20 protein-coding genes and 1 pseudogene are annotated in these 22,836 nt (G+C 70.4%); 11 read left to right on the forward strand and 10 right to left on the reverse strand.

All coding sequences use genetic code 11. From position 1 onward, the window contains the following. Positions 1-8: 8 nt before the first annotated feature. The 9 genes and pseudogenes from Bsp3421_RS05035 to Bsp3421_RS05075 all read left to right on the forward strand — a co-directional run bounded on the left by Bsp3421_RS05035 (position 9) and on the right by Bsp3421_RS05075 (position 11,069). A complete protein-coding gene (locus Bsp3421_RS05035) occupies positions 9-572 on the forward strand; it encodes a GNAT family N-acetyltransferase (RefSeq protein ID WP_273997229.1) in 564 nt (187 codons plus the stop codon). Next, a complete protein-coding gene (locus Bsp3421_RS05040; protein ID WP_273997230.1) occupies positions 562-1,113 on the forward strand; it encodes a GNAT family N-acetyltransferase in 552 nt (183 codons plus the stop codon). The genes Bsp3421_RS05035 and Bsp3421_RS05040 overlap by 11 nt, the downstream gene beginning before the upstream one ends. Before the next feature lie 12 nt (positions 1,114-1,125). After that, entirely contained in the window at positions 1,126-4,302 is a 3,177-nt protein-coding gene (locus tag Bsp3421_RS05045; RefSeq protein ID WP_273997231.1) for a multidrug efflux RND transporter permease subunit, read from the forward strand. A 93-nt stretch (positions 4,303-4,395) separates the two neighbouring features. After that, positions 4,396-5,298 (forward strand): hypothetical protein, encoded by a 903-nt coding sequence (locus Bsp3421_RS05050; RefSeq protein ID WP_273997232.1) that lies wholly within the window; start codon positions 4,396-4,398, stop codon positions 5,296-5,298. 69 nt (positions 5,299-5,367) lie between these two features. Then, positions 5,368-6,981: an amidase gene (locus Bsp3421_RS05055; protein ID WP_273997233.1), complete on the forward strand. Its 1,614-nt coding sequence runs from the start codon at positions 5,368-5,370 to the stop codon at positions 6,979-6,981. A 91-nt stretch (positions 6,982-7,072) separates the two neighbouring features. After that, the gene (locus Bsp3421_RS05060) at positions 7,073-8,248 is read left to right on the forward strand and encodes a porin (RefSeq protein ID WP_273997234.1); all 1,176 of its coding nucleotides are present in this window, start codon (positions 7,073-7,075) and stop codon (positions 8,246-8,248) included. A 187-nt stretch (positions 8,249-8,435) separates the two neighbouring features. Further along, the gene (locus tag Bsp3421_RS05065) at positions 8,436-10,007 is read left to right on the forward strand and encodes a thioredoxin family protein (RefSeq protein ID WP_273997235.1); all 1,572 of its coding nucleotides are present in this window, start codon (positions 8,436-8,438) and stop codon (positions 10,005-10,007) included. Between the two features lie 278 nt (positions 10,008-10,285). Then, positions 10,286-10,716 (forward strand): annotated as a pseudogene (locus tag Bsp3421_RS05070) (STM2901 family protein). 56 nt (positions 10,717-10,772) lie between these two features. Next, positions 10,773-11,069, forward strand: a complete 297-nt coding sequence (locus tag Bsp3421_RS05075; RefSeq protein ID WP_273997237.1) for a DUF1493 family protein — start codon at positions 10,773-10,775, stop codon at positions 11,067-11,069. A gap of 52 nt (positions 11,070-11,121) precedes the next feature. Here Bsp3421_RS05075 and Bsp3421_RS05080 read toward each other — a convergent pair whose 3' ends face one another. Then, complete coding sequence (locus tag Bsp3421_RS05080) at positions 11,122-11,946, reverse strand: class I SAM-dependent methyltransferase (RefSeq protein ID WP_273997238.1); 825 nt, start codon at positions 11,944-11,946, stop codon at positions 11,122-11,124. A gap of 307 nt (positions 11,947-12,253) precedes the next feature. Here Bsp3421_RS05080 and Bsp3421_RS05085 point away from each other — a divergent pair, with 307 nt between their 5' ends. Continuing rightward, entirely contained in the window at positions 12,254-14,701 is a 2,448-nt protein-coding gene (locus Bsp3421_RS05085) for a penicillin-binding protein 1A (protein ID WP_273997239.1), read from the forward strand. Positions 14,702-14,725: 24 nt separating this feature from the next. On the opposite strand, the gene Bsp3421_RS05090 is transcribed toward Bsp3421_RS05085, so the two are convergent. From Bsp3421_RS05090 to Bsp3421_RS05130, 9 genes are all read right to left on the reverse strand, one after another. Further along, on the reverse strand, positions 14,726-15,343 hold the full coding sequence (locus Bsp3421_RS05090) for a hypothetical protein (RefSeq protein ID WP_273997240.1): 618 nt from the start codon (positions 15,341-15,343) through the stop codon (positions 14,726-14,728). 59 nt (positions 15,344-15,402) lie between these two features. After that, a complete protein-coding gene (locus Bsp3421_RS05095) occupies positions 15,403-16,020 on the reverse strand; it encodes a hypothetical protein (RefSeq protein WP_252982250.1) in 618 nt (205 codons plus the stop codon). Positions 16,021-16,126: 106 nt separating this feature from the next. Further along, positions 16,127-16,750 carry a hypothetical protein gene (locus Bsp3421_RS05100; protein WP_273997241.1) on the reverse strand — a complete coding sequence of 208 codons (624 nt, stop codon included), beginning with the start codon at positions 16,748-16,750 and terminating at the stop codon, positions 16,127-16,129. Further along, positions 16,747-17,289, reverse strand: coding sequence for a hypothetical protein (locus tag Bsp3421_RS05105; RefSeq protein WP_273997242.1), 543 nt, complete (start codon positions 17,287-17,289; stop codon positions 16,747-16,749). The genes Bsp3421_RS05100 and Bsp3421_RS05105 overlap by 4 nt, the downstream gene beginning before the upstream one ends. Before the next feature lie 34 nt (positions 17,290-17,323). Next, positions 17,324-18,421 (reverse strand): extracellular catalytic domain type 2 short-chain-length polyhydroxyalkanoate depolymerase, encoded by a 1,098-nt coding sequence (locus tag Bsp3421_RS05110; protein ID WP_273997243.1) that lies wholly within the window; start codon positions 18,419-18,421, stop codon positions 17,324-17,326. Between the two features lie 604 nt (positions 18,422-19,025). Beyond that, the gene (locus tag Bsp3421_RS05115) at positions 19,026-19,460 is read right to left on the reverse strand and encodes a hypothetical protein (RefSeq protein ID WP_273997244.1); all 435 of its coding nucleotides are present in this window, start codon (positions 19,458-19,460) and stop codon (positions 19,026-19,028) included. Between the two features lie 95 nt (positions 19,461-19,555). Beyond that, entirely contained in the window at positions 19,556-20,002 is a 447-nt protein-coding gene (locus Bsp3421_RS05120) for a lysozyme (RefSeq protein ID WP_273997245.1), read from the reverse strand. Continuing rightward, complete coding sequence (locus tag Bsp3421_RS05125) at positions 19,995-20,912, reverse strand: DUF2589 domain-containing protein (RefSeq protein WP_273997246.1); 918 nt, start codon at positions 20,910-20,912, stop codon at positions 19,995-19,997. The genes Bsp3421_RS05120 and Bsp3421_RS05125 overlap by 8 nt, the downstream gene beginning before the upstream one ends. A gap of 28 nt (positions 20,913-20,940) precedes the next feature. Beyond that, the gene (locus Bsp3421_RS05130) at positions 20,941-21,636 is read right to left on the reverse strand and encodes a DUF2589 domain-containing protein (protein WP_273997247.1); all 696 of its coding nucleotides are present in this window, start codon (positions 21,634-21,636) and stop codon (positions 20,941-20,943) included. Positions 21,637-21,911: 275 nt separating this feature from the next. On the opposite strand from Bsp3421_RS05130, the gene Bsp3421_RS05135 reads away from it, so the two are divergent. After that, positions 21,912-22,586: a helix-turn-helix transcriptional regulator gene (locus tag Bsp3421_RS05135; RefSeq protein WP_273997248.1), complete on the forward strand. Its 675-nt coding sequence runs from the start codon at positions 21,912-21,914 to the stop codon at positions 22,584-22,586. Positions 22,587-22,836: the final 250 nt, after the last annotated feature.

The following is a 22,836-nucleotide window of genomic DNA, read 5'->3' on the forward strand; positions in this document are numbered from 1 at the left end:
GCAGCCGGATGAGCGTCGACCGCGCCGCCGCCGCCGCGCCGTTCGCCGGGCTGGCGCTGCGGCCGCTGTCGCTCGACGACGCGGCGGCGCTGCATGCGCTCGCGCAGCGGCCCGCGCTGGCGTACTGGGAACCGCGCGCGCCGCACCTGACGCTTGACGCGTGCCGCGCGTGGCTCGAAGTGGCGGTGCTGAGCCGGCACTTGCTGGCCGCGTGGGTCGGCGACACGCTGGTCGGCTGGGCGGAGCTGACGCCGGGGCGCTATCGGCGCGCGCACGTCGCGTCGCTTTCGCTCGTCGTGCACGACGACTGGCAGCGGCGGGGCATCGGCCGCGCGCTGCTGCTGGCGATGCTCGATCTCGCCGATCGCTGGCTCGGCCTGCGGCGGCTCGAAGCCACACTGTATGCAGACAACGAAGCGGCGAGCGCGCTGTTGTGCTCGGCCGGCTTCGAGATGGAGGTGCGCCAGCGCGGTTTCGCGCTGCGCGACGAGGGACTGGTCGACGGTTGTCTGATGGCGCGCCTGCGCGCGCCGATGCCCGTCGCGGCGGAACACACGACACATGACACATGATGCTGGCGTCCCGGCCTTGCCCGGCGACGTGACGATCCGCGCGCTCGAGGCGGGCGACGCGGCGGCGATCGCGGAGATTCGCAATCAACCGGGCGTGCTGCGCGAGACGCTCGCGTTGCCGTTTCGCGGCCGCGAGGCGGTCGACGCCTGGCTCGCGCGGCTGAGCGCGCGGCGCGCGGAGGGCGTCGAGCTGTGCGCGCTCGTCGGCGGGCGGGTGGTCGGTCATGGCGGCTTCGACGTCGCGCCGCCGCGCCGCTCGCACAGCGCGCCGCTCGGCCTCGGCGTGCACGACGCCTACGCGGGGCGCGGCGTCGGCGCGGCGCTGCTGGCGGCGCTCGTCGCCCACGCCGACCACGTGCTCGGCCTGCGCCGGCTCGAATTGACGGTGTTCGTCGCCAACGCGCGCGCGATCGCGCTGTATCGCCGCTTCGGCTTCGTCGAGGAAGGCCGCTCGCGCGCCTACGCGGTGCGCGACGGCGAGCTGGCGGACGTGCTGCACATGGCGCGCTTCGTCGACGCCCCCGCGCTCGCGCGCGCCTGAGCGGAGCCGCCCATGCCTTCCTTCTTCATCGACCGGCCGGTGTTCGCCTGGATCGTCGCGCTCGCGATCGTGCTCGCCGGCATGCTCGCGATCCCGCAGCTGCCGATCGCGCAGTATCCGCGCCTCGCGCCGCCGCGCGTGATCATCAACGCCAACTATCCGGGCGCGTCGACCGAGACGATCGATTCCGACGTCGCCAGCATCATCGAGGAAAGCCTCGACGGCGCGGACGGGATGCTCTACTACACGACGGGCAGCGGCGGCCACGGCGAGCTGGAGATCGACGTGACCTTCGCGCCGGGCACCAATCCCGACATCGCGCTCGTCGACGTGCAGAACCGCCTCAAGCAGATCGAGTCGCGGCTGCCGCAGCAGGTGGTGCAGCAGGGCATCGGCGTGTTCAAGGCCGCCAACACCTTCCTGATGCTGGTCGCGCTGCGCTCGACCGACGGCACGCGCGATTCGGTGCAGCTGAGCGACTACCTGAGCCGCTACGTGCTGCGCGAATTGAAGCGCGCGCCCGGCGTCGGCGCCGCGCAGCTGTGGGACGCCGACCAGGCGCTGCGGATCTGGCTCGATCCCGTCAAGCTGCGCCAGTACAACCTCGGCGCCGACGACGTGATCAACGCGGTCTCCGCGCAGAACGCGGCCGTCACGGCGGGCGCGCTCGGCGATGCCCCGACCGTCGGCGGCCAGCAGCTGACCGCGTCGGTGATCGTGAAGGGCCAGTTGGTGTCGCCCGAGGAGTTCGGCTCGATCGTCCTGAAGTCGAAGCCCGACGGCGCGTCGGTGCGGCTGCGCGACGTCGCGCGCGTGGAGCTGGGCCGCGACGACTATACGTTCTGGTCGCGCCTGAACGGCAAGCCGGCCGCGACCGTCGGGATCCAGCTCGGGCCGCGCGGCAACGCGCTCGAAACCTCGAATGCGATCCGCGCGCGGCTCGCGGAGCAGTCGAAGACGCTGCCGTCCGGCGTCGCGGTCGAGATTCCGTTCGACGGCGCGCACTTCGTCAAGATCGCGATCGAGGAGGTCGTGCTGACGCTGTGCGAGGCGGTCGTGCTGGTGTTCTGCGTGATGTGGCTGTTCCTGCGCGACCTGCGCTACACGCTCGTGCCGACCGTCGTGATCCCGGTCACGCTGATGGGCGCGTTCGTCGCGATGTGGATGTTCGGGCTGTCGATCAACGTGTTCACGATGTTCGGCCTCGTGCTCGCGATCGGGATCCTGGTCGACGACGCGATCGTGGTGGTCGAGGCCGTGCACCGCGTGATGGAGGATGAAGGCCTGCCGCCGCGCGAGGCGACCCGGCGCGCGATGAAGCGCATCGGCGGCGCGATCGTCGGCGTGACCGCGGTGCTGACCGCGGTGTTCGTGCCGATGGCGTTCTTCCCGGGCGGGGTCGGCGGCATCTACCGGCAGTTCTCGGTGGCGATGATCGCGTCGATGCTGGTGTCGTCGTTCATGGCGCTGTCGCTCACTCCCGCGCTGTGCGCGAACCTGCTCAAGCCGATGGCCGACGCGCACGCGCCGCGCGCGGGCCGGCGGGAGTTCGGCGCGCGCTGGGCGGAATGGTTCGCGAACGGCTTCACGCGCGCGTCCGACGGCTATCGGCGGCTCACCACGCGCACGGTGCGGCGCGTCGGGCCGGTGCTCGGCATCTACGCGGCCCTGCTCGGCGTGGGCGCGATCATGTACTGGGCGCTGCCGGGCGGCTTCCTGCCGACCGAGGACCAGGGCCAGCTGCAGGTGATGGTGCAGTTGCCGGCCGGCGCGACGCAGGACCGCACGATGGCCGTGATGCAGCGGGTCGAGACCCTGCTGCATGCGCAGCCGGGCATCGCCAACGTGACCACGGTGATCGGCTGGAGCTTCGCCGGTAGCGGGCAGAACGTCGGCATGGCGTTCGTCGAGCTGAAGGACTGGAGCACGCGCAGCGTCGACGCGGTCACGCTGCGCGATCGCCTCAACGAGCGCTTCGCCTCGATCCTCGAAGGGCAGGTCGAGGCGTCGCTGCCGCCGTCGGTGCCGGGCATCGGCCACTCGGACGGCTTCACGTTCCGGCTGGAAGACCGCGGCGGGCTCGGCATCGCCGCGCTGAAGGACGCGCGCGCGCGGCTCGCCGATCGTGCGCGGGCCGACCCGGCGCTCGCGTCCGTGCACTTCGAGGATCTGCCGGACGCGCCGCGCGTGATGCTCGAAATCGACCGCGAGAAGGCCTATGCGCTCGGCGTGTCGTTCGACAAGATCGCGGCGCTGCTGGGCGGCACCTTCGGCTCGAACTACGTGGACGACTTCCCGACCAAGGGGCGGATGCGGCGCGTGATCATCGAGGCCGACGCGGCGACGCGCATGACCGACGCGCAGCTGATGGCGATGACGGTGCCGAACCGCAACGGCGACATGGTGCCGCTCGCGGCGATCGCGACGCCGCACTGGAGCGTCGGCCCCGTCGCGCTGAACCGCTACAACGGCTATCCGTCGCTCGACCTGAACGGGCGGCCGGCGAACGGCTACAGCTCGGGCGCGGCGATGGCCGAGATGGAGCGGCTCGCGGCTGGCTTGCCGACCGGAATCTCCTATGATTGGGTGGATGCGGCGCGCGAGGAAACCATCGCGGCGAAGCAGACGCCGCTGCTGATCGGCCTGTCGGTGCTCGCGGTGTTCATGGCGCTCGCGGCGCTGTACGAGAGCTGGACGATTCCGCTGTCGGTGCTCGTGATCGTGCCGCTCGGGGTGATCGGCGCGATCGCGGCCGCGCTGCTGCGCGGGCTGCCGAACGACATCTACTTCAAGGTGGGGATGATCACGGTGATCGGGCTGTCCGCGAAGAACGCCATCCTGATCGTGCAGTTCGCGCGCGACCTGCATGCGCGCGGCATGGCGCTGCAGCAGGCGGTGATCGAGGCGGCGGCGGGGCGTTTCCGGCCGATCGTGATGACGTCGATGGCGTTCCTGCTGGGCGTGGTGCCGCTCGTGCTCGCGACGGGCGGCGGCGCGGAGAGCCGCCGCTCGATCGGCACCGGCGCGTTCGGCGGGGTGCTCGCGGCCACCGTGTTCGGGCTCGTGTTCGCGCCCATCGCGTTCTATGTGGTGGCGTCGCTGCGCGCCGGCCGCCGCCGGCGCGGCGCGGCGCACGACGAGACACAGGTGTCCGCCGGCGCGGGCGGCGGGCAGGCGGCGGGCGACTGAGGGTCGTCCGTCCCGCAGTTCAGGTGCGGCCGCGCGACGCGGCCGCGAACGGGCCGTCGCGGCCTATCGCATCACCGTCGGGGAGCATGACGAATGGATGTGGACCAGGAAATCAACGCCATCATGGCGCTGCACGACAGCGCTCCCGCCGAGGCGGAAGCGCGGCTGTGGGCCGTGCTCGAACACGGCGTCGAGACGCGCTTCCAGGCGCGCGCGGGCTGGCTCGCGAATCATGTGATCGGCGAGCATTTCAAGCGCTGGGACGACGCGCTGCGCTTCCAGCGCCAACTGCTGACGGACGACGCGCCGCCGCTCGCGGTGCTGCGCAACGGCGCGGTCGCGGCGTCGCTGGCCGGGGATCCGGCCCAGGCGCATTACCTCGAACACCGGATGCAGCGCGACGGCGTGTCGGCGGCGCTCGCGGGCGCGGCGGTGCGGGTCGCGACGGCCGCGCACGCGCTGCCCGGCGGCCGCGCCGAGCACTGCGCGGCGAGCCTCCTGACCGCGCTCGACCAGCTTGATCCGCTGCCGCCCGCCGGGCCGGCCGACACGATGCTCGCGTCCGGCTTCAACAACGCGGTGTCGGCCTTGCTCGATGCCGACGGCGGCCCGCCGTTCGCGCACGCCACGGTGCGCGACGCGATCCGGCGCGGCGCGGAAACGAGCCGGGCGCTGTGGGCGCGGGCCGGCACGCCGCTGAACGCGGCGCGCGGCGACTACCTGTGCGCGCGTGCGCACCGCGCGCTCGGCCGGCATACGGATGCGCTCGCGGCGGCGGAGCGCGGCGCGGGGCTGCTCGAGGACGGTCACGCGGAAATCGATCGCGCGTTCCTGCTGGTGGAGATCGCGCACGCGCGCCACGGGCTCGGCGAACCCGAGGCGGGCGCGCGCGCGTTCGAGCAGGCGGAGGCGATCGCGGCCGGCTGGGAGGATGCGGGCCTGCGCGACATGTACGATGCGCAGGCGGCCGCGCTGCGCGAGGCGCGCGGCGCCTGATGCCTGATGCCTGATGGACGGGCGCGCGGCGCGCGCCCTGCCGAAGTCCCTCGACTGGAGAACACAAGGATGGAACGACGCCGCTTCCTGGCCGCGCTGGGCGCATTGAGTTCGGCATGGGGCGCCGCTTCGGCCCGCGCGGCGGCCGAGCGCCCGCTGCCGGGCCGCGCGAGCGAATTGTCGCCGGGGCCGGGCGCGTCCGGGGCCGCGTGGGCCGTGCAGCACGAACGGGAGCGGATCGAGACGCTCGATCGCGGCGGCCCGCGCCTGCGCAGCTTCATCGAACTCAATCCGGACGCCGCGTCGATCGCCGCCGCGCTCGACGCGGAACGCGACGCGGGCCGGGTGCGCGGGCCGCTGCACGGCGTCACGGTCGCGCTCAAGGACAACATCGCGACCGGCGACCGGATGGCGACGACGGCCGGCTCGCTCGCGCTCGACGGCGTGTCGGCCACGCGCGACGCGTTCCTGGTCGAGCGCCTGCGGCGCGCGGGCGCGGTGATCACCGGCAAGACCAACCTGAGCGAGTGGGCGAACTTCCGTTCGACCCGCTCGACGAGCGGCTGGAGCGGGCGCGGCGGACTGTCGCTGAACCCGCACGCGCTCGACCGCACGACGAGCGGCTCCAGCTCCGGCTCGGCCGCGGCGGTCGCCGCGCAGTTCGTCGCGATGGCGGTGGGCACGGAAACCGACGGCTCGATCGTGTCGCCCGCGTCGATCAACGGCGTGGTCGGGCTCAAGCCGACCGTCGGGCTCGTGAGCCGCGACGGCATCATCCCGATCTCGGCGAGCCAGGATACGGCCGGGCCGATCGCGCGCACGGTCGCCGACGCGGCGCTGCTGCTGTCGGTGCTGGCCGGGCGCGACGCGCGCGATCCGGCGGCGCGGCGCGCGGGCGCATCCGCGTTCGCGCCCGTCGACTACGTCGGCGCCTTGCATCCCGACGCGCTGCGCGGCGCGCGGATCGGCGTCGCGCGCGCGTACTTCACCGGCCATGACGAAGTCGACGCCCGCATCGAGCAGTCGATCGCGGTGATGTCGCGGCTCGGCGCGGTCGTGATCGATCCCGTCGATCTGCCGAAGCCCGACTACCAGGGCGACGAACTGGTCGTGCTGCTGCACGAGTTCCGTCATGGCCTGCCGCAGTGGCTCGCGCAGTTCGCGCCGCACGCGTCCGTGCGCAACGTGGCGGACGTGATCGAATTCAACTACGCGCAGCGCGCGAAGGAAATGCCGTACTTCGCGCAGGAACTGCTGTTGCAGACCCAGGCCGCGGGCGGCCTCGACAGCCCCGCGTACCGGCGCGCGCTGCGCGCCTGCCGCCGCGCGCGCGACGCGGGGCTCGCGCGGGTGCTGCGCGCGCATCGCCTCGACGCGCTCGTCGCGCCCACGGGCGGCACCGCCTGGCTGATCGACCTGATCAACGGCGACGCCGCGGGCGACGGCTTCTCGACGCCGGCCGCGGTCGCCGGCTATCCGCACCTGACGGTGCCGGCCGGGCTGGTGCGCGGCCTGCCCGTCGGCGTGTCGTTCGTCGGCGCGCCGTGGAGCGAGGCGCGCCTGCTCGCGCTCGGCCATGCGTTCGAGCAGGCGACGCAGTGGCGCGCGGCGCCGCGCTTCGTCGAACGCACGAACGTTCCGCCGCCCGACGCGCCGACGCCCAACGGAACGGACGCTTCATAACCATCTCAGAATTAATTGGTTTCCTGCCGGCCGGCGGCCCCGTATCGTGGCAGCCGGTCTGGAGAAACAATCAACAACAGGAAGCCATTTCATGAAGCACACCACGCGCCTCGCCCTGCTCGCGCTGCCCGCCAGCGCCTTGGTCGCCACCGCCGCCCACGCACAGAGCAGCGTCACGCTGTACGGCATCGTCGACGCGGGCATTGCCTACGTGCACAACGCGCAGGACGGCGCGGGCAAGAATCAGTCGTCGCTCGTCAAGTTCAGCAGCGGCAATCTGTCGGGCAGCCGCTGGGGCCTGAAGGGCAGCGAGGATCTGGGCGGCGGGCTGTCGGCGCTGTTCCAGCTCGAGAACGGCTTCAATATCGGCACCGGGGTGGCGAACCAGGGGCAGCGCGAGTTCGGCCGCAAGTCGGTGGTCGGGCTGTCGAGCACCGCCTGGGGCACCGTGACGCTCGGCCGCCAGTACGATCCGATCGTCGATCTCGTGCAGGGCCTCACCGCGGACAACTACTACGGCGGCGTGTTCGCGACGCCGGGCGATCTCGACAACTACGACAACAGCCTGCGCGTCAGCAATTCGATCAAGTACGTGAGCCCGCTGTACGCGGGCTTCCAGGTCGAGGCGCTGTACGGCTTCGGCGGCGTGGCGGGCGCGGCGGGCAACGGCCGCACCTACAGCTTCGCGGCGAGCTACGCGACCGGGCCGCTGTCGCTCGGCGCGGGCTTCTTCTACGCGAACGGCGGCAATACGGCCACGAGCGGCGTGCGCAGCTGGAACAGCAGCTCGGACACGCTGTTCAACACGGTGATCAACCAGGGCTTCTCGAGCGCGAAGTCGATCCAGATCGTGCGCGCGGCGGCCCAGTACGTGCTGGGGTCGGCCACCTTCGGGGTCGCGTATTCGAACACGCAGTACGGCGCGGATTCGCTGTCGGCGTTCACCCAGACCGCGAAGTTCAACAGCGGCTCGGCGTTCCTCGACTACCAGTTCTCGCCGGCGGTGCGCGCGGGGATCGGCTACAACTACACGGCGCTGTCGGGCCAGACGTCCGCGCACTACAACCAGGTGAACCTCGGCGCGGATTATTCGCTGTCGAAGCGCACCGACCTGTATGCGCTGTTCGGCTACCAGAAGGCCAGCGGCCGGACGCTCGGCGCGAACGGCACGGTGGTCAACGCGGCCGCGTCGATCGGCTCGTATGGCGTGAATTCGGGTACGGATTCGCAGGAACTCGCGGTGGTGGGCATCCGTCACCGGTTCTGACGAACCGTGCGCGACGCGCGGGCGAGGCGGGGCGGCGGATGCGCTGCCCCGCCTCGCCCGCGCTTGGATTATGCGATACCGTATCTATACTTCAGACGATTTGATTTAATACGTATTCCCATTCATCGATCATGACGCGCGTGGGCCGCAGCGGCCGGCGACGCGTCGGCGCTTCCGAGGGACACCCATGAACACGACGATTCGAACCATGGCGGCGGCCGCGTTGTTTGCGGTCGCGGGCGCCTGCCTGGCCGCCAACACGCCGCCCGCGCCGGTCCACCTGCCGCCCGGCATCGCCTGGCAGCAGGGCGACGTGGATGCCGCGTTCGCGCAGGCGAAGCGGACCAACAAGCCGCTGCTGCTGTACTGGGGCGCGGTGTGGTGCCCCTCGTGCAACCAGGTGAAGGCGACCATCTTCAGCCAGCAGGCATTCAAGGACCGCTCGTCGTTCTTCGTGCCGGTCTACCTCGACGGTGACAACGAAAGCGCGCAGAAGCTCGGCGAACGCTTCAAGGTGCGCGGCTATCCGACCATGATCCTGTTCCGTCCGGACGGCACCGAGATCACGCGCCTGCCGGGCGAGGTCGATCTCGAACGCTACATGCAGGCGCTGTCGCTCGGCATGAACGCGGCCCATCCGGTGCGGCAGACGCTCGCGAACGCGCTCAAGGACGGCGCGAAGCTGACGCCGGACGAATGGCGGATGTTGGCCGACTACTCGTGGGATACCGACGGCGACCTGCCGGTGCCGAACGAGCGCGTCGCGCAGACACTGCAGACGCTCGCGCAGCGCGCGAAGGCCGATCACGCGAACGGCGAGGCGCTGCGGCTGGAACTGAAGGCGGTCGTGGCGGCGGCGGGGAGCAGCGGCGCGGGCGCGCAACAGGGCGAGATCGACAAGGCGGCGGGCCTGGCCGCGTTGCAGGACGTATTGCGCGACGCGGCGCAGAGCCGCAGCAATTTCGACGTGCTGGTCACGGCGCCCGCCGATCTCGTCGGCTATCTGGCGGGCAGGGACGCGGCGGCGCGCGCGCGTCTCGCCGGCGCCTACGATGCGGCGCTCGTGCGGTTGAACGGCGACCGTTCGCTGTCGCCGATCGACCGGCTCGCGGCGCTCGACGGGCGCGTCGCGCTGGCGCGTCTCGACACGCCGAAGGGCCCGCTCGCGAAACCGCTGCTCGACACGGTGCGCACGCAGGTCGCGGCGGCGGACAAGGCGACCACCAACGTCTACGAGCGGGCGGCGGTGATCAGCACGGCCGCCGACACGCTGACCGACGCGGGCCTGCTCGATGCATCGGATGCGCTGCTGAAGGCGGAGCTGCCGCGCTCGGCGACGCCGTATTACTTCATGTCGGGGCTGGCCGCGAACGCGAAGGCGCGCGGCGACAAGACGGCTGCGCTCGACTGGTACGAGAAGGCGTACAACGCGGCGAGCGGGCCGGCGACGCGGCTGCGCTGGGGCGCGAAGTACTTCACGAACGCGGTGGAGCTGGCGCCGGACGATACCGCGCGGATCCAGGGCATCGCGAACAGCCTGCTCACGCAGGTCGCGCAGACCCGCAACGCGTTCTACGGCGCGAATCGCCGCGCGTTGACGACGGTGGTGGCGCAGCTGGTGCGCTGGAACAAGGGCGGGGCGCACGAGTCGACCGTGAAGGCGGTGGTGCGGCAGTTCGAGGGCGTGTGCGGGAAACTGCCGGCCGGCGATCCGCAGGCGGGGACGTGCGGGAGTCTGATCCAGCCGGCCAAGGCTTGAGGCGGGAACGCGGGGGCTCGCGCGACGGCGCGGGCCTTCGCGAGGGGGCGGAGGGGATCGGGAGCTACCTGATAGATTGACGAAAGGATGATCTTTAGGAAAGTTCGGTATGCAGAAGAAAAATGTGCGTGGCTCAACGCTTCTCGAACGCGCGGCCTTGGATGCCGTTTATGCGTAGGTTAGATCAACAGTATTAAGATGGACGGTGGATAATGCGGATTAAGCTGCGTGTTGTTTTCAAAGATCGTTTTCAACGCTCCGAGAGCGCTGAATGACACATGGCTAATACGTACCATTACGGAAATCATGAAAATCTGACGCCTGTCGAATGGCTTTTTTTGTTGCGATAGACGAGACCATGGAGGTCTTGGGCGTGAGTGACATAGTGGGTGTCGGAATGATCCTGGCAGGCGCTCGTTTCGTACCGACGCGAGGGAAGTTTGCTGGCGCTGTCAAAGGAACATCAGTCTCGTCAAAGCTGTCCCGCTCCCTGCTTCCTTTTGAAATCAAGTATCGGATTTTGCCGACGTTTACTTCGCTGAAGAGTGTGGCTTTGTTGCGAGTGAAATATACGAATCACATTGGTGCGTTTGTCGGGCGCGCCATTCCAGGTGTCGGATGGGTGATCACGGCGTCTGATGCGGTGACGATTGGCTATCGGACCATGACGACATGCAATCGCCTCGTGAAACCAGAGGATCGTTTGTGATGGATGACCCGTGGAGCCACCTGCAAGCATTCATTCGCGAGGTGCGTGCGCCTTCCTTGTTCGGCCTGGACGCGCAACTGACCCGCGACATGGATCTGTATCACGACCTGGACTGGGAACCGGCCAGGATCGCGTCGGTGATGCGCGCTTGGGCCGCGCGCTTCGATGTGGACCTCGGCGATTTCACGGTCGAGGATTACGTTCCTTCCGCGAGCATGCGCCGGCGCGATGTTATGTGGGCCGCCTTGAAAGCGCCGTTCAGCGCGGCGGCGCGCGATGCGCTCGGCGGCCGGGCGCTGACGCTCGGGATGCTGGAGGCGGTCATGCGCGACGGGAAGTGGTCGCGAGAATAGCGCACAAGGAATAGGCATCCCATCACGTTGTGTTCATCACACCGCCGAATCCTCAGCAAGCCCGCGCGCGCACGAGGCGCAGCCCCCACGCCGTGTCGAGTCGCCCCTGCGCGTCGCATAGCGGCGCGAGCGCCGCAAGCAGGCGCTCCCGAAACGCCTGCCGCGCCGCCTCGGGCAGCCGGTCGGCGTCGTAGGTTTCGAGCATCGACTCCCACAATTCCTGCGGCGTCGGCGTCCATTTCACCTCCAGATCTTCGCAATGCGGCGCATCGAAGCCGCGCCCGACGCAGGCGGCCCAACCCTCCGGCGTGGACGTGCGCGCATCGCCGAAGCGCAGCGGCGACAGCGCATCGCGCGCGATCGGCCGGAACACGTCGAGCAGGACCTCGCCCGCTTCGCCGAGCAGGAAGCTGCGCCCGACCACGGTCGCGAACAGGCCGCCCGGTTTCAGCACGCGCCGGATCTCGGCCATCACCGTATCCAGATCGTCCATCAGCATCAGCGCCATGTGCGACAGCACGTAGTCGACCGTGCCGCTTTCGATCGGCAACTGTTGCGCGCGCGCGTGGAGCAGGTCGACCTCCGCAGGCAGCACGGCACGCGCGGCGGCGAGTTCGCCCCGGCTGAAATCGACGCCGACGAGGCGCGGCGGCGTGTCGTTCCGGGTGGCGAGCAGTTGCAGCAGCGGCCCGTCGCCGCAGGCGACGTCGACCACCGTCGGCGTGCCCGCATCGCGCGGCACGAGCGCGGCGAGCACGGCGTAGGACGACGCGTATTCGCCGCCAGCGGACCGGCACGGGTGGTGCGCGAACGCGCGGCGGGTCGCACCCGGCCGGCGCGCGTGGAAATCCTGCAGATAGTGTTCGGTGGCGGACATGACGGGGGCCGGGGCGAGAGAGTGAAGGTGCCTCGATCTTATCGATGGCGCGCACGGCCCGCCATGCGGAGCGTTCGGTATTGCGCGCGGAGCGAGGCGCGGCAGCGGCGTAACCCGCGTTGCGCAAGCGGGCGCGCCAACCCGTCGCACCGCACCGGCGGCCGCCGCATGCCCTACGCTTCCCGGTCCACCCCCCGCGTTTTGATACGATGCGGGCTTTCCACCCTTACTCCCGAGCCTCGTGTCGTCTTTCCGTGACCGGTGCGCGCAAGGATTCGCCGCCATTCGTTCCGTCGTCCGCGCCATCGTGGCCCGTGCGGCGCCCGTCATCCGTTCCGCGCGCGCCGCGCTGTGGGCGCGCGTGCGCCATCCGACCCGGCGCGGCGTGGCCGTCGCGTGCGCCGCGCCCGTCGCGCTGTTCGCGCTCTACGTGCTGCTGCTGATCCCGTTCACGCCGGGCATCGGCGACATCCGCAAGGCGCGCGTCGACGCGCCCGCCCGGATCCTGTCCGTCGACGGCAAGCTGCTCGCCGAGTTCAAGCCGGCGAACCGCGAATGGGTCGCGCTCGCGGACATCTCGCCGCACATGGTCGATGCGTTGATCGCGACCGAGGATCATCGCTTCTACGAACACCACGGGCTCGACTGGCGACGCACCGCGTCCGCTGCGCTGCACACCTTCTCGGGCAGCCGCCAGGGCGGCTCGACGATCACCCAGCAGCTGGCGCGCAATCTGTACCCGGACGAGATCGGCCGCGCGCCGACCCTCACGCGCAAGCTCAAGGAAGCGATCACCGCGTTCAAGATCGAGGCCGTCTACAGCAAGCCGCAGATCCTCGAAACCTACCTGAACACCGTGCCGTTCCTGTACAACGCCTACGGCGTGGAGATGGCGGCGCGCACCTACTTCGACAAGTCGGCCGACCAGCTCGACGTGCTCGACAGCGCAACCCTCGTCGGGATGCTGAAGGGCAACAGCTACTACAACCCGGTGCTGAACCCGGAGCGCGCATTGCAGCGGCGCAATACGGTGCTCGCGCAGATGGTGAAGTACGGCAAGCTGTCGCCGGCCGCGTATGCGTCGCTGCAGAAGAAGCCGCTGCGCATCGACTTCGAGCGCCAGACCGAGCCGCCCGGCCCCGCGCCGCACTTCGCGCAGCAGTTGCGCAAGTGGCTGATCGCCTGGGCGGACCGCAACGACTACAACATCTACGCGGACGGGCTCGTCGTGCGCACGACGATCGACTCGCGCCTGCAGACGATGGCGAATGCCGCGCTCACGCAGCACGCGAACCAGCTGCAGGGGATCGCGAACGGCGCCTGGAACGCGGGCAGCGGCTGCGCGCCGCGCAATCCGCTGTTCCAGACCTTCATCCGCGAGACGTCCGACTATCGCGCGGCGCGCGACGCCGGGCAAAACGATGCGGATGCACTGAAAAAGCTCGGCGCGGACCGCGCGTTCACGCGCGCGCTGTGCAAGGCGAAGGCCGACGTGCAGGCCGGCTTCATCGCGATCGAGCCGGGCACCGGCTGGATCCGCGCGTGGGTCGGCAGCCGCGACTTCACGACCGAGCCGTTTGATCACGTGCAGCAGGCGCGGCGTCAGCCGGGTTCGACCTTCAAGCCGTTCGTGTATGGCGCGGCGTTTGCGTCGGGCGCGTCGCCCGGCGACACCATTCCCGATCAGGCCGTCGAGATTCCGCTCAAGGGCGGGGAGATCTGGCGGCCGAGCGACGAATCGCCGCCGAGCGGCCGTCCGGTCACGCTGCGCGACGCGCTTGCCTATTCGCGCAACCGCATCACCGCGCAGCTGATGGAGACGGTCGGCCCGGCCAAGGTCGCGCGGCTCGCGCGCGCGATGGGCGTGCGCGACAGCGCGCTGGACCCGGTGCCGTCGCTCGCGCTGGGCACGAGCCCGGTGACGCTGAAGGAAATGGTGGCCGCGTATGGGACGATCGCGAACTTCGGCGCCTACGTCGAGCCGCGCATGGTGACGCGCATCGAGGATCGCAACGGCGAGGTGCTGGCCGAGTTCGATCCGGCCTCGGCCGAGCGCGCGCTCGACGACCGCGCCGCGCGCACGCTGCTCGACGTGATGCGCGGCGTGATCGATCGCGGCACGGGCGCGAGCATCCGCTCGCGCTTCGGGATCCGCGCGGACGTCGCGGGCAAGACCGGCACCACCCAGGACAACACGGACGGCTGGTTCATCCTGATGCAGCCGCAGCTGGTGGCGGGCGCCTGGGTCGGCTTCGACGACGGCCGCGTGACGCTCGGCAGCGACTACTGGGGGCAGGGCGCGCGCAGCGCGCTGCCGATCGTCGGCGATTTCTATCAGCGCGCGTTCCGCGCACGCCTGATCGACGCGCGCGCGCGCTTCGCGACCGACGTGCCGCCGAGCGCGTTCGAGATCTTCCGCGAGAAGCTGCGCGACTGGTATCAGTATCTGTTCGGCAAGACGGAGCAGAAGGCGCCGCCGAAGATCGTGCGCGCGCCGCGCCCCGAGCCGGTCGAGGAGGCCAGCGCACCGGCCGCACCGGCGGCGTCGGAGGCTGCGTCCGCCGCGTCGGCGGCCTGGGCGGCGTCGGCGGTCGCCGCGTCCGGCGTTTCCGTGCCGGCGTCGCAACCGTTCGCGCCCGTCGCGCCGCCCGACACGGGCGGCGCGCTGCCGGCCGGGGACGTGCCGCTCGCGCCCACGCCCGCGCCGGACGCCCCGGCGCCGGCGTCGGCGCCGGCCTCCGTGAATGGCGGCTGAGCCGCCGTTCGCGAGGCGCCCGCTTCAGCACATGATCACGTTCGCCAGCTGGAACTGATACGGCACGGCGGCGGACCCGCCGCCGCCGCCCGTCATCACGATGTCGGCGCTCGCGACGCCGAGCAGCGTCAGTTCCGTGTTGATGTCGGAGATCACCGCCGAGTTCAGCGTCGCGCCTTCCTCGATCTGCGACGCGGTGCCGATCCACAGCGTCGGCTTGAACTCGAACACCGCCTTCTGCCCGGGCACGACGCCCGTCTTGCGCGCGAGCAGGCGGTTGTCCTTGAAGGCCGACACGCTGATCGCGCCCTTGCGCAGGTCGTTGCGCAGCTGGATCTCGCGCGAGCTGGACGACGCGCCCGCGAGGCTCAGCACGTTGCCGGACGCGCTGCGCGCGACGCTGAACATCTGGCCGTTCTGCGCGGGCCGCTGCGGCATGAAGTTGCCGTCCGAGTCGCTCGCGGTGAGCGTGGTGCGCACCGGGAACACGAACGGGTGGTTGTCGCCGCGCCCGCAATATGTGATGACTTTCCACGCGATCGCGAGTTCGTCGAAATCGGTCGCGACGTTCTTCTGAAAGATCACGATCTGGCTGTTGTTGACGTCGTTCGAGCGATTGATGAAATTGAGCTTGATGTCCATGATGGGTCCTTGTCGTTCGTGGGAGCGCGGCGGCGGCGCGGCCGCCGCCGGCCGTGGCGTCACGCCATCACGACGTTCTCGAGACGGAACGTGAACGGCAGCGAGCGCGGGCCCGGGCCGCCGCCCGTCATCACGATGTCGGCGCTCGCGAGACCGAGCAACGACAGCTCCGTGTTGATGTCGGAGATCACCGCCGAGTTCAGCAGCGCGCCCTGCTCGATCTGCGACGCCACGCCGATCCACAGCGTCGGCTTGAACTGGAACACCGCCTTCTGTCCCGGCGCGATCGAGGTCTTGGTCGCGAGCGCGCTGCCGTCCTTGTAGATCGTCGCGTTCGCGGCGCCGCTCGGCAGATCGTTGCGGACCTGTACTTCCGAGCTGTTGCCCGGGTCGGTCGCGAGCGTCAGCACGTCGCCCGAGTTCGAACGCACGACCTGGAACACCTGGCCGTTGGTCGCGATCTGCTGCGGCATGTAGTTGCCGTAGCTGTCGCTCGCGCTCACGCTCATGGTCATCGGGAACTTGAACGGATGGTTGTCGCCCTGCCCGCAGTTGCGGATCACCTTCCAGGCGATCGCGAGTTCGTCGAAGTCGGTCGCGACGTTTTTCTGGAAGATCACGATGCTCGAGTTGTTCGCGTCGTTCGAGCGGTTGACGAAGTTCAGCTGGATATCCACTTGCTTGCTCCTTGGGTTGAAAGACGGCAATCGGTTTGCCGCGCACCTTGCCACCGGCCCGCCGGCGGCGGGCCGTTACACCGGAAAGCGAAATCCGCGCGGCGCGTCAGCCGCGCACGACGTTGTCGAGCGTGAAGGCGAACGGCTGCGCGTCGGCGCCGCCGCCGCCGCCCGTCATCACGATGTCGGCGCGCGTCACGCCCGCGAGCGGCAGCATCGTGTGGTCGCTGGACAGCACGCCCGCGCTCAGCGCGCGGCTCTCCTGCACCTGCGACGCGAGGCCGATCCACAGCGCCGGGGTGAAGCGGAACACCGCCTTCTGGCCCGGCGCGACCGCGTGCTTGGCGGCGATCAGCCGGCCCGCGCTGAATGCGTTGACGTTGACCGCGCCGCGCGTCATCTGGTTGACGACTTCCAGCTCCCCCGTGACCGCGCCGTGCGCGGATGCGGGCACCAGGCGGCCGCGTCCGCCCGGATGGGTGTCGACGACGAAGCGGCCGGTATGGCCGGCGCGCAGGCGCGGCGAGAAATTGCCGTGCTCGTCGCCGAGCGCGAGTTCGATCGCGGTCGAGTAGGTGAACGGATGCAGGCAGTCGCGGCCGCAGAACCGGATCACTTTCCAGGCGAGCGCGAATTCGTCGAGATCCGGCACCACGTTGCGCTGGAACAGCACCACCTCGCTGTTGCCGCGGTCGTTCGAGCGGTTGATGAAACGCAGCGCGATGTTCATGACGTCTGCTCCGCGGCGTCGCCGGCCAGGTGCCGGTCCGCCCATTGCGCGAGCGCGGGGGGCACGCCGCCCGCGAGCGAGGCGAGATGCAGCGCATGGGCGCGGCTCTGGCCCTGCATGTCGACGGCGAGCCGGCCGAATGCGAGCAGGGCGTCGGACGGGTTGCGGCTGCGGCCGAGATCGGTCAGGTATTGCGCGGTCGCGCTGGCGAGCGCGCCGGCATGCTCGACATGCCCCTGCGTCGCACGGGTCGCGAGATCCGCGTTGAGCGCCGCGAGTTCCTTGACGGCCTCGCCGCTGCCCGCGAGCGCGAGCCGGTCGCGCTGCTCGCGCCAGCCGGCGTCGAGCGCGGATTCGCAGGTTTTCAGGTAGTGCTGGCTGGCTTGCAGCGCGGTGCGCAGCCAGGCGCGCCACGCGCCCGCATCGACGGCGGCGCCCGCGAGGCCGCCCGGATTGGCTGTTTGCGCGACGGCCTTGCCCAGCAGTTGGAACGCGCTGAGATTGGCTGCTTCCCATTGCGTGATGAAGTTCGAGAGCATGAGGGTTCCTCGATCGGTTCGGGATGGAGAGGGATCAGGGGCGCGCGGCGCCGAGGCGGCGGATCATCGCCATCACCGCGCGCATCTGCGGCGCTTCGCGGCTGTAGAAATTCGGCTGGTCGGGGTCGGGGCTCGAATAGCCCCAGAAATCCCAGCAGCCGAGCGGATTGACGGTCGATGTCGCGACCTGCGGGTACAGCACGATGATCCGGTTGGTCTCCGCGAGCGCGTTGTAGCCGCCGTCGCGCACGAAGCGTTGGCCGATCGCCGCGACGTCCTGCGCGCAACCGTGGAAGGCGACGTGCACGGCGCAGCCGGCCGCATCGCAGGCGGCGGGCACGTACAGGTAGCCGGTGTCCGCGAGCGACGCCTGCTCGCGCGGATCGAAGGCGCGCTGGTCGAAGGCGAGCAGGCGGCCGGCCGGGTGCTCGGCGGGCGGATTGAGCGGCGCATCGGGCGTCGCGTAGAGCCAGCGCAGGATGTCCTGCGCGAGATCGAAGCCGCAGTTGTTGAGGTAGGGGCTGCGGTTGGCGTCGCAGGGGTTGTCGTCGGGGTTGTCGGTGATCAGCGCGTGGCCGGCATCCGGATGGCGCTGGTAGTGGAGGTTCGCCTTCGGCACGCCTGCGAGCGCGTAGAAGCGCGCGGCCTGGTCGACGACGCGCGTCGCGACCACGGTGTCCTTCGCACCGCTGAACACATAGATGCGCTGCGTGCGCAGGGCCGCCGGATCGTCGATCTGGCCTGCCTGCGCGAAGCGCCGCGCGTCGCGCCACGCGCCTTCCGCCGACGGCGCGGCGCCGAGCGGGCGCATGCATTGCGTCATCGCGGCGGTGGCCGGGTCGAGCGCGGGCAGTTCGCCGGCGCAGTGGAATGCGCCGCCCGCGATGATGCCCGCGCCGATCAGGCGGCTCGACCACGCGACGTCGAACTGCGCCGCCATGAACGCGCCGGACGACAGGCCGGAGACCGAGGTCTGCCGCAGGTCGGCGGCCAGCGCGGGCAGGGCGGGGCGTCGTCGGCGCGGGCTGGGCGGGGCGGCGGCCGCGGCGGCGAGCAGCAGGGCGGCGAAAACGCGGCGCGCGCCGGCGCGGACGATGGGAAGGGACGGCGGAGAGGCGTGGGCCGCGTGCATGCTGTTGCTCCTTGTATCGAGGGATGACGGGATGGGCTGCGTGCTGCGTGACGTGGCGTCCTGATGCCCTTGCAGCGTAAGGGCGCGGGGCGCGCGCTTGAATAGGGCGGCCGGGACGGTTGGTGGCCCATGACGGGCGGCCGGGGTGGACGCGGGCCGGCATGCGCGGGCGGCGAACGGGGCGCGCGGCATGGAGGCGGTGACGGGCCGGGGAGGCTGCCTGCGAAGGCGATGTCGGCCTCGATCCGCGACGGGCGGGCGAGTCGAGGCGGCTGAATGGCGGAAGCGTCCCGTATGCGGTAACGGGCTGAAGGCGAGGCGTGCGCGCAGAGCGATATCGACAGGGATATCCGCGAACCGGGCGCAAAGCTTGCCGAGGAGGCATGTGTCGAAGGGGGCGCGCTGCGCCGTATCGCATCGCGCGTGGCGACGTCGTCATGTGCCGCCGATCGACGAGCGGGCCCGGTGCGGTGCATGCCCGCATCCGCCGTGGCGGACGGCGCGCGGCGCATCGCGCAGGCGTTGCCGCCGCGTGCGGAGTGAGGTCGGCCGGTGGGACGCCCGGGTGGGCGCGGTCATCGACCACGCACGCGGCGCGACCACGCTAACGCGGCGCGGCCGCGACGCAGCGCGTCACGGCAATCGTGACCGCGCGATCCGAAGTCGTCACGGCCAGCGGCCGGTTGCCGGTCGTATAGCGCAACCGGAGCGACCCGCGCGGGCCGTAGCCGCTGTCGATGTCGGCCAGCAGATCGGGGCCGTCCGGCTGGCCCGCGAGGCTCACGCCGCTCAGCATCGCGGGCCGGCGCTGCGGGTCGCTCCAGTCGGCCTGCCCGGCCGACTGGTAGAACGACGGCAACACGCCGTTCGTGTACAGACTCTCCAACGTGCGCGCGAGGCGTTCCGCGCAGCGCTCGCACAGCCCGGGCTGTTGCGCGCGTTGCAGCGCTGTGTCGAGATCGGCGACTTCCGCGCGGCAGGTCGGCGGCGCGCCGGACGGCTGCGCGCGCGCAGCCGGCGCGGCAAGGACGGCGAACATGGCGAGCGCCGCGCCCGCGACGCGGCATCGGCTGGAACCCGCGCGGCCTCGCGGGCCGGTGTGTCGTGCATGCATGGCATTTCCTCCGGTTCGGATCAGGACAGGAACAGCTTGCGTTCCGCTTCGCGGCGTCGCGTGAGACCCGCGAGCGGTTTGCCGCCCGCCTTGTTCCACACGAGAAACTGGTCGGCCGCCTTCGCGTACGCGCCGGCGTTCAGGTAGCGGCCGAGCGTCGACGTGCGCAGCCGTCCGCCGCCCAGGTTGAAGACGAAGCAGATCAGCGCGTCGAACTGCTGTTGCGTGAGCGGCACGCGCACCAGCTGGTGGACCGCCTGCTCGGCGCCGCGCAGGTCGCGGCGCAGCAGCGCCTCCGCGGCGCTCGCGGTGAGCGGGCGGTCGAAGCGCTCGCTCGGCAGGATCAGGTGGCCGTAGCCGATCGTCGGCTTGCCGACGGCGTCGAGATAGCGATTCAGGCGCAGGCCCTCGAACTGCTTGATCAGGTCGACGCCCTGCGTACCGGTGTGCTCGGGATGGTCAGGCATGATTGGGCTCCTCGCCCTCGTGGCGTGCGCGCGGCACGAGGCGATGGGTGTATTCGTCGATCACGCGCATGATGGCTTCGGGCGGCGCGAGCGCCGCGAACTGCATCTCGATGTCGATGTGCTGGCTGTCGCGCGCGCTCGCGCGGCCCTGCGCCTGGCCCTGCGCATCGCCGCGCGCGGACGGCGGCGCGAGCGTCACGTAGAAGCGGCAGCGCTGGTCGTCGCCCGCGAAGCCGCCCGCGGGCAGGGCCTCGGTGAAGTCGCCGCGCACCGTCAGATGCACGACCATGCGATCGAGCGCGAGCCCGCGCGGCGTCGCGAGCGCGACGAGCGGCACCGGCATCGTGTGCTCCGCGTCGAGTGCGACGTCGACCGTGCGCGGCGTCAGCAGCCCGTCCTCCGCGGCGTCGAAGAACTGGTCGAGCACCGCCGTGTACTGGTGCGCGAGCAGTTGGTTCGCCGCCGCCGCCGCGTGCTGCATGCCGCGCGCGATTTCGTCGAGCGCGAGCCCGCGCGGCGGCGGGGCGGCACCCGGCGGCGAACCGGGCGGCGAACCTGGTGGCGAACCGGGCGGTTCACCCGACGACGGTTCACCCGACGACGGCGCACCCGACGACGGCGCACCCGACGACGGCGCACCCGACGACGGCGCACCCGACGACGGCGCACCCGACGACGGCGCACCAGACGACGACACCCCCGACGACGACACCCCCGACGGCGGCGCACCGGGCGGGATCGGCTCCGGCGCGGGGCCGGCGGCTGCCGGGTGGGCCGGGCGGACCTGCGCGGGCGGGTCTGCCGGCGCGCCGGGCACGGCCTCGGCATCCGGTCCGCGCGCCCCGTCGGCGGCCGGAGCATCCGGCTGGGGAGGCGGCGCCGCGCGCCGCCGTTTCAGGAACTTGAACATGGGTGGGCCCGCCCGTCGCGATCAGCGCTTAGGGTTGGGGCTGCGGAGCCGGCGCGTTGCCGCTCGCGCCGTCGCCGGCTCCGGTTCCGCCGCCGGCGGCCGTGCTCTGGCCGATCAGCGTGCCGTCGGTCGGCGTGGTGGGCAGCGGCTTGACGTCCTTCGCCTTCGCGTCGGTGACGACCGGCTTCGTCGCGGCTTCGGTCAGGAAGTCGATGACCCGCATCAGCGCTTCGGGCGGCGCCTGGCGCTTGACCTGCGTGTGGATCGAATATTTCGCGCGGGTGTCGGTGCTGCGGGTCTGTTCCGACTTGTGCGACACGCGCCCCGACAGGCTGACGCTGATCGGCCCCCAGCCGAGCTTGGCCTGGAACGAGCCGCTGCCCTCGGTCGACGACGACGCTTTCTCCGATTGCGTGATCTCCATCTCGAAGTCGATCGTGCCCTCCTCGATCGCGATGATCGGGTGGACGATCGCCGCGAGCAGCGGAATGCGCATGGTCTTCTGCATCACGCCCTTCGACACGCCGCTCTCGTCCACCAGCGTCTCGTCGTAGTCGAATTGCACGGCCACCGCCTTGCCGTCCTGAATGCATACCTGCATCAGGAAATCGGCGTAGCTTTTCGCGGCCTGGGTCTGCGCGCTAATCATCGCTTTCAATGGACCTGCAATCATTTGATCCATCGGTAAAGCATTAATGACAGAACCGATAAAACTGGCGTCCATAACTGGCTCCTCGATGTAAGTCCGGCACCACGGATGTGTTGCCGATATTTAAATTACATAAGCGGGAAAGCACTCGATATGGCCTATCGGTCATGGTGGACGGCAGGTGCTGAAGATCTGAAAAATGACCAAATAATTCAATCGAAGCGTGGATTAGTACATTCTTCACGGAGCGACGTACCTAGTGCGGCTTTTTTGAAAGAGCGGTAAAAGCGAGCGCAGGAGACGCAATTAACATCACGCTTGGCGTCTCGTCACTGAGGGGTAAAGCGAAAATGAATGTCCTGATGATCGACAGCACGCCTTTATTCATTGCCGGGGTTGCCGATGTCCTGTGGAAACGCGACCGCAGCTGCCATGTCTGGCCGGCCCGCGATCCGGCGGACATCGACCGCATACGCGGCGCGTTGCCGCCGGACGGGGTCCGCGCGGTCACGCTCGAATGGGACGAGCGCGCGGCGCGGGTGGGGTGGCCGAAGCTGCTGCGCGATGCGTTCGGCGCGGCCCCCTGGTTGTTCGTCGTCAGCGCGGTGTGTCGCCAGACCGTCGCCGACGCGATGCTCGCGGGCGCGGCGGGCATCGTCGAGCGCTACGCCGATGCCGACGAATTCGCCGACGCGTTGTGCCGGGTTGCGTCGGGGGCGATCTACGTCCCGGCGCGCGACGGCCTCGGGCTGCATGCGGAGGACCGCTCGAACGGAGACCGCGCTTTCGAACGCCTGACGCCGCGCCAGCGCGAGGTGTTGCGGCTGCTGGCCGAGGGCAAGTCCAACAAGCAGATCTGCCGGGTGCTGAATGTCGCGGAAGGCACGATCAAGAACCATCTCTATGCGCTGTTTCGCCAGATCGGCGTCAGCAACCGGACCGAGGCCGCGTTGTGGCTGGCGCGGCACGTGACGATCGATATGCCGCGCCCGGCCGGCGCGCCGGGCGTCGCGGCGCGCGAGTGACGCGCGAGTGACGCGCGAGGAGCCGGCGCGATGCGCGTTCGCGCGGCCGGCCGTGGCGCAGTGCCTCCGCGGCGTCGGTCGCGCGGGATGCGCGTGTGCGGCGCATCGCGCGGGTGGGCGCGCCGCCGGGCGCGCTCGCACGAGCCGGCGCAGATCCGCGCGGGCCCGCGCAAACCAGTGCAAACCAGTGCGGACCAGTGCGGACCAGTGCGGACCAGTGCGGACCAGTGCGGACCAGTGCGGACCAGTG

It is taken from the genome of Burkholderia sp. FERM BP-3421 (assembly GCF_028657905.1).
In the GTDB taxonomy this organism is placed as follows: Bacteria; Pseudomonadota; Gammaproteobacteria; order Burkholderiales; family Burkholderiaceae; genus Burkholderia.

Bases quoted from the DNA above. Each gene is read 5' to 3' on its own strand.
- Bsp3421_RS05035 (WP_273997229.1), top strand. From the start codon at position 9: ATGAGCGTCGACCGCGCCGCCGCCGCCGCGCCGTTCGCCGGGCTGGCG.
- Bsp3421_RS05040 (WP_273997230.1), top strand. From the start codon at position 562: ATGACACATGATGCTGGCGTCCCGGCCTTGCCCGGCGACGTGACGATC.
- Bsp3421_RS05045 (WP_273997231.1), top strand. From the start codon at position 1,126: ATGCCTTCCTTCTTCATCGACCGGCCGGTGTTCGCCTGGATCGTCGCG.
- Bsp3421_RS05050 (WP_273997232.1), top strand. From the start codon at position 4,396: ATGGATGTGGACCAGGAAATCAACGCCATCATGGCGCTGCACGACAGC.
- Bsp3421_RS05055 (WP_273997233.1), top strand. From the start codon at position 5,368: ATGGAACGACGCCGCTTCCTGGCCGCGCTGGGCGCATTGAGTTCGGCA.
- Bsp3421_RS05060 (WP_273997234.1), top strand. From the start codon at position 7,073: ATGAAGCACACCACGCGCCTCGCCCTGCTCGCGCTGCCCGCCAGCGCC.
- Bsp3421_RS05065 (WP_273997235.1), top strand. From the start codon at position 8,436: ATGAACACGACGATTCGAACCATGGCGGCGGCCGCGTTGTTTGCGGTC.
- Bsp3421_RS05080 (WP_273997238.1), bottom strand. From the start codon at position 11,946: ATGTCCGCCACCGAACACTATCTGCAGGATTTCCACGCGCGCCGGCCG.
- Bsp3421_RS05090 (WP_273997240.1), bottom strand. From the start codon at position 15,343: ATGGACATCAAGCTCAATTTCATCAATCGCTCGAACGACGTCAACAAC.
- Bsp3421_RS05100 (WP_273997241.1), bottom strand. From the start codon at position 16,750: ATGAACATCGCGCTGCGTTTCATCAACCGCTCGAACGACCGCGGCAAC.
- Bsp3421_RS05105 (WP_273997242.1), bottom strand. From the start codon at position 17,289: ATGCTCTCGAACTTCATCACGCAATGGGAAGCAGCCAATCTCAGCGCG.
- Bsp3421_RS05110 (WP_273997243.1), bottom strand. From the start codon at position 18,421: ATGCACGCGGCCCACGCCTCTCCGCCGTCCCTTCCCATCGTCCGCGCC.
- Bsp3421_RS05115 (WP_273997244.1), bottom strand. From the start codon at position 19,460: ATGTTCGCCGTCCTTGCCGCGCCGGCTGCGCGCGCGCAGCCGTCCGGC.
- Bsp3421_RS05120 (WP_273997245.1), bottom strand. From the start codon at position 20,002: ATGCCTGACCATCCCGAGCACACCGGTACGCAGGGCGTCGACCTGATC.
- Bsp3421_RS05125 (WP_273997246.1), bottom strand. From the start codon at position 20,912: ATGTTCAAGTTCCTGAAACGGCGGCGCGCGGCGCCGCCTCCCCAGCCG.
- Bsp3421_RS05130 (WP_273997247.1), bottom strand. From the start codon at position 21,636: ATGGACGCCAGTTTTATCGGTTCTGTCATTAATGCTTTACCGATGGAT.
- Bsp3421_RS05135 (WP_273997248.1), top strand. From the start codon at position 21,912: ATGAATGTCCTGATGATCGACAGCACGCCTTTATTCATTGCCGGGGTT.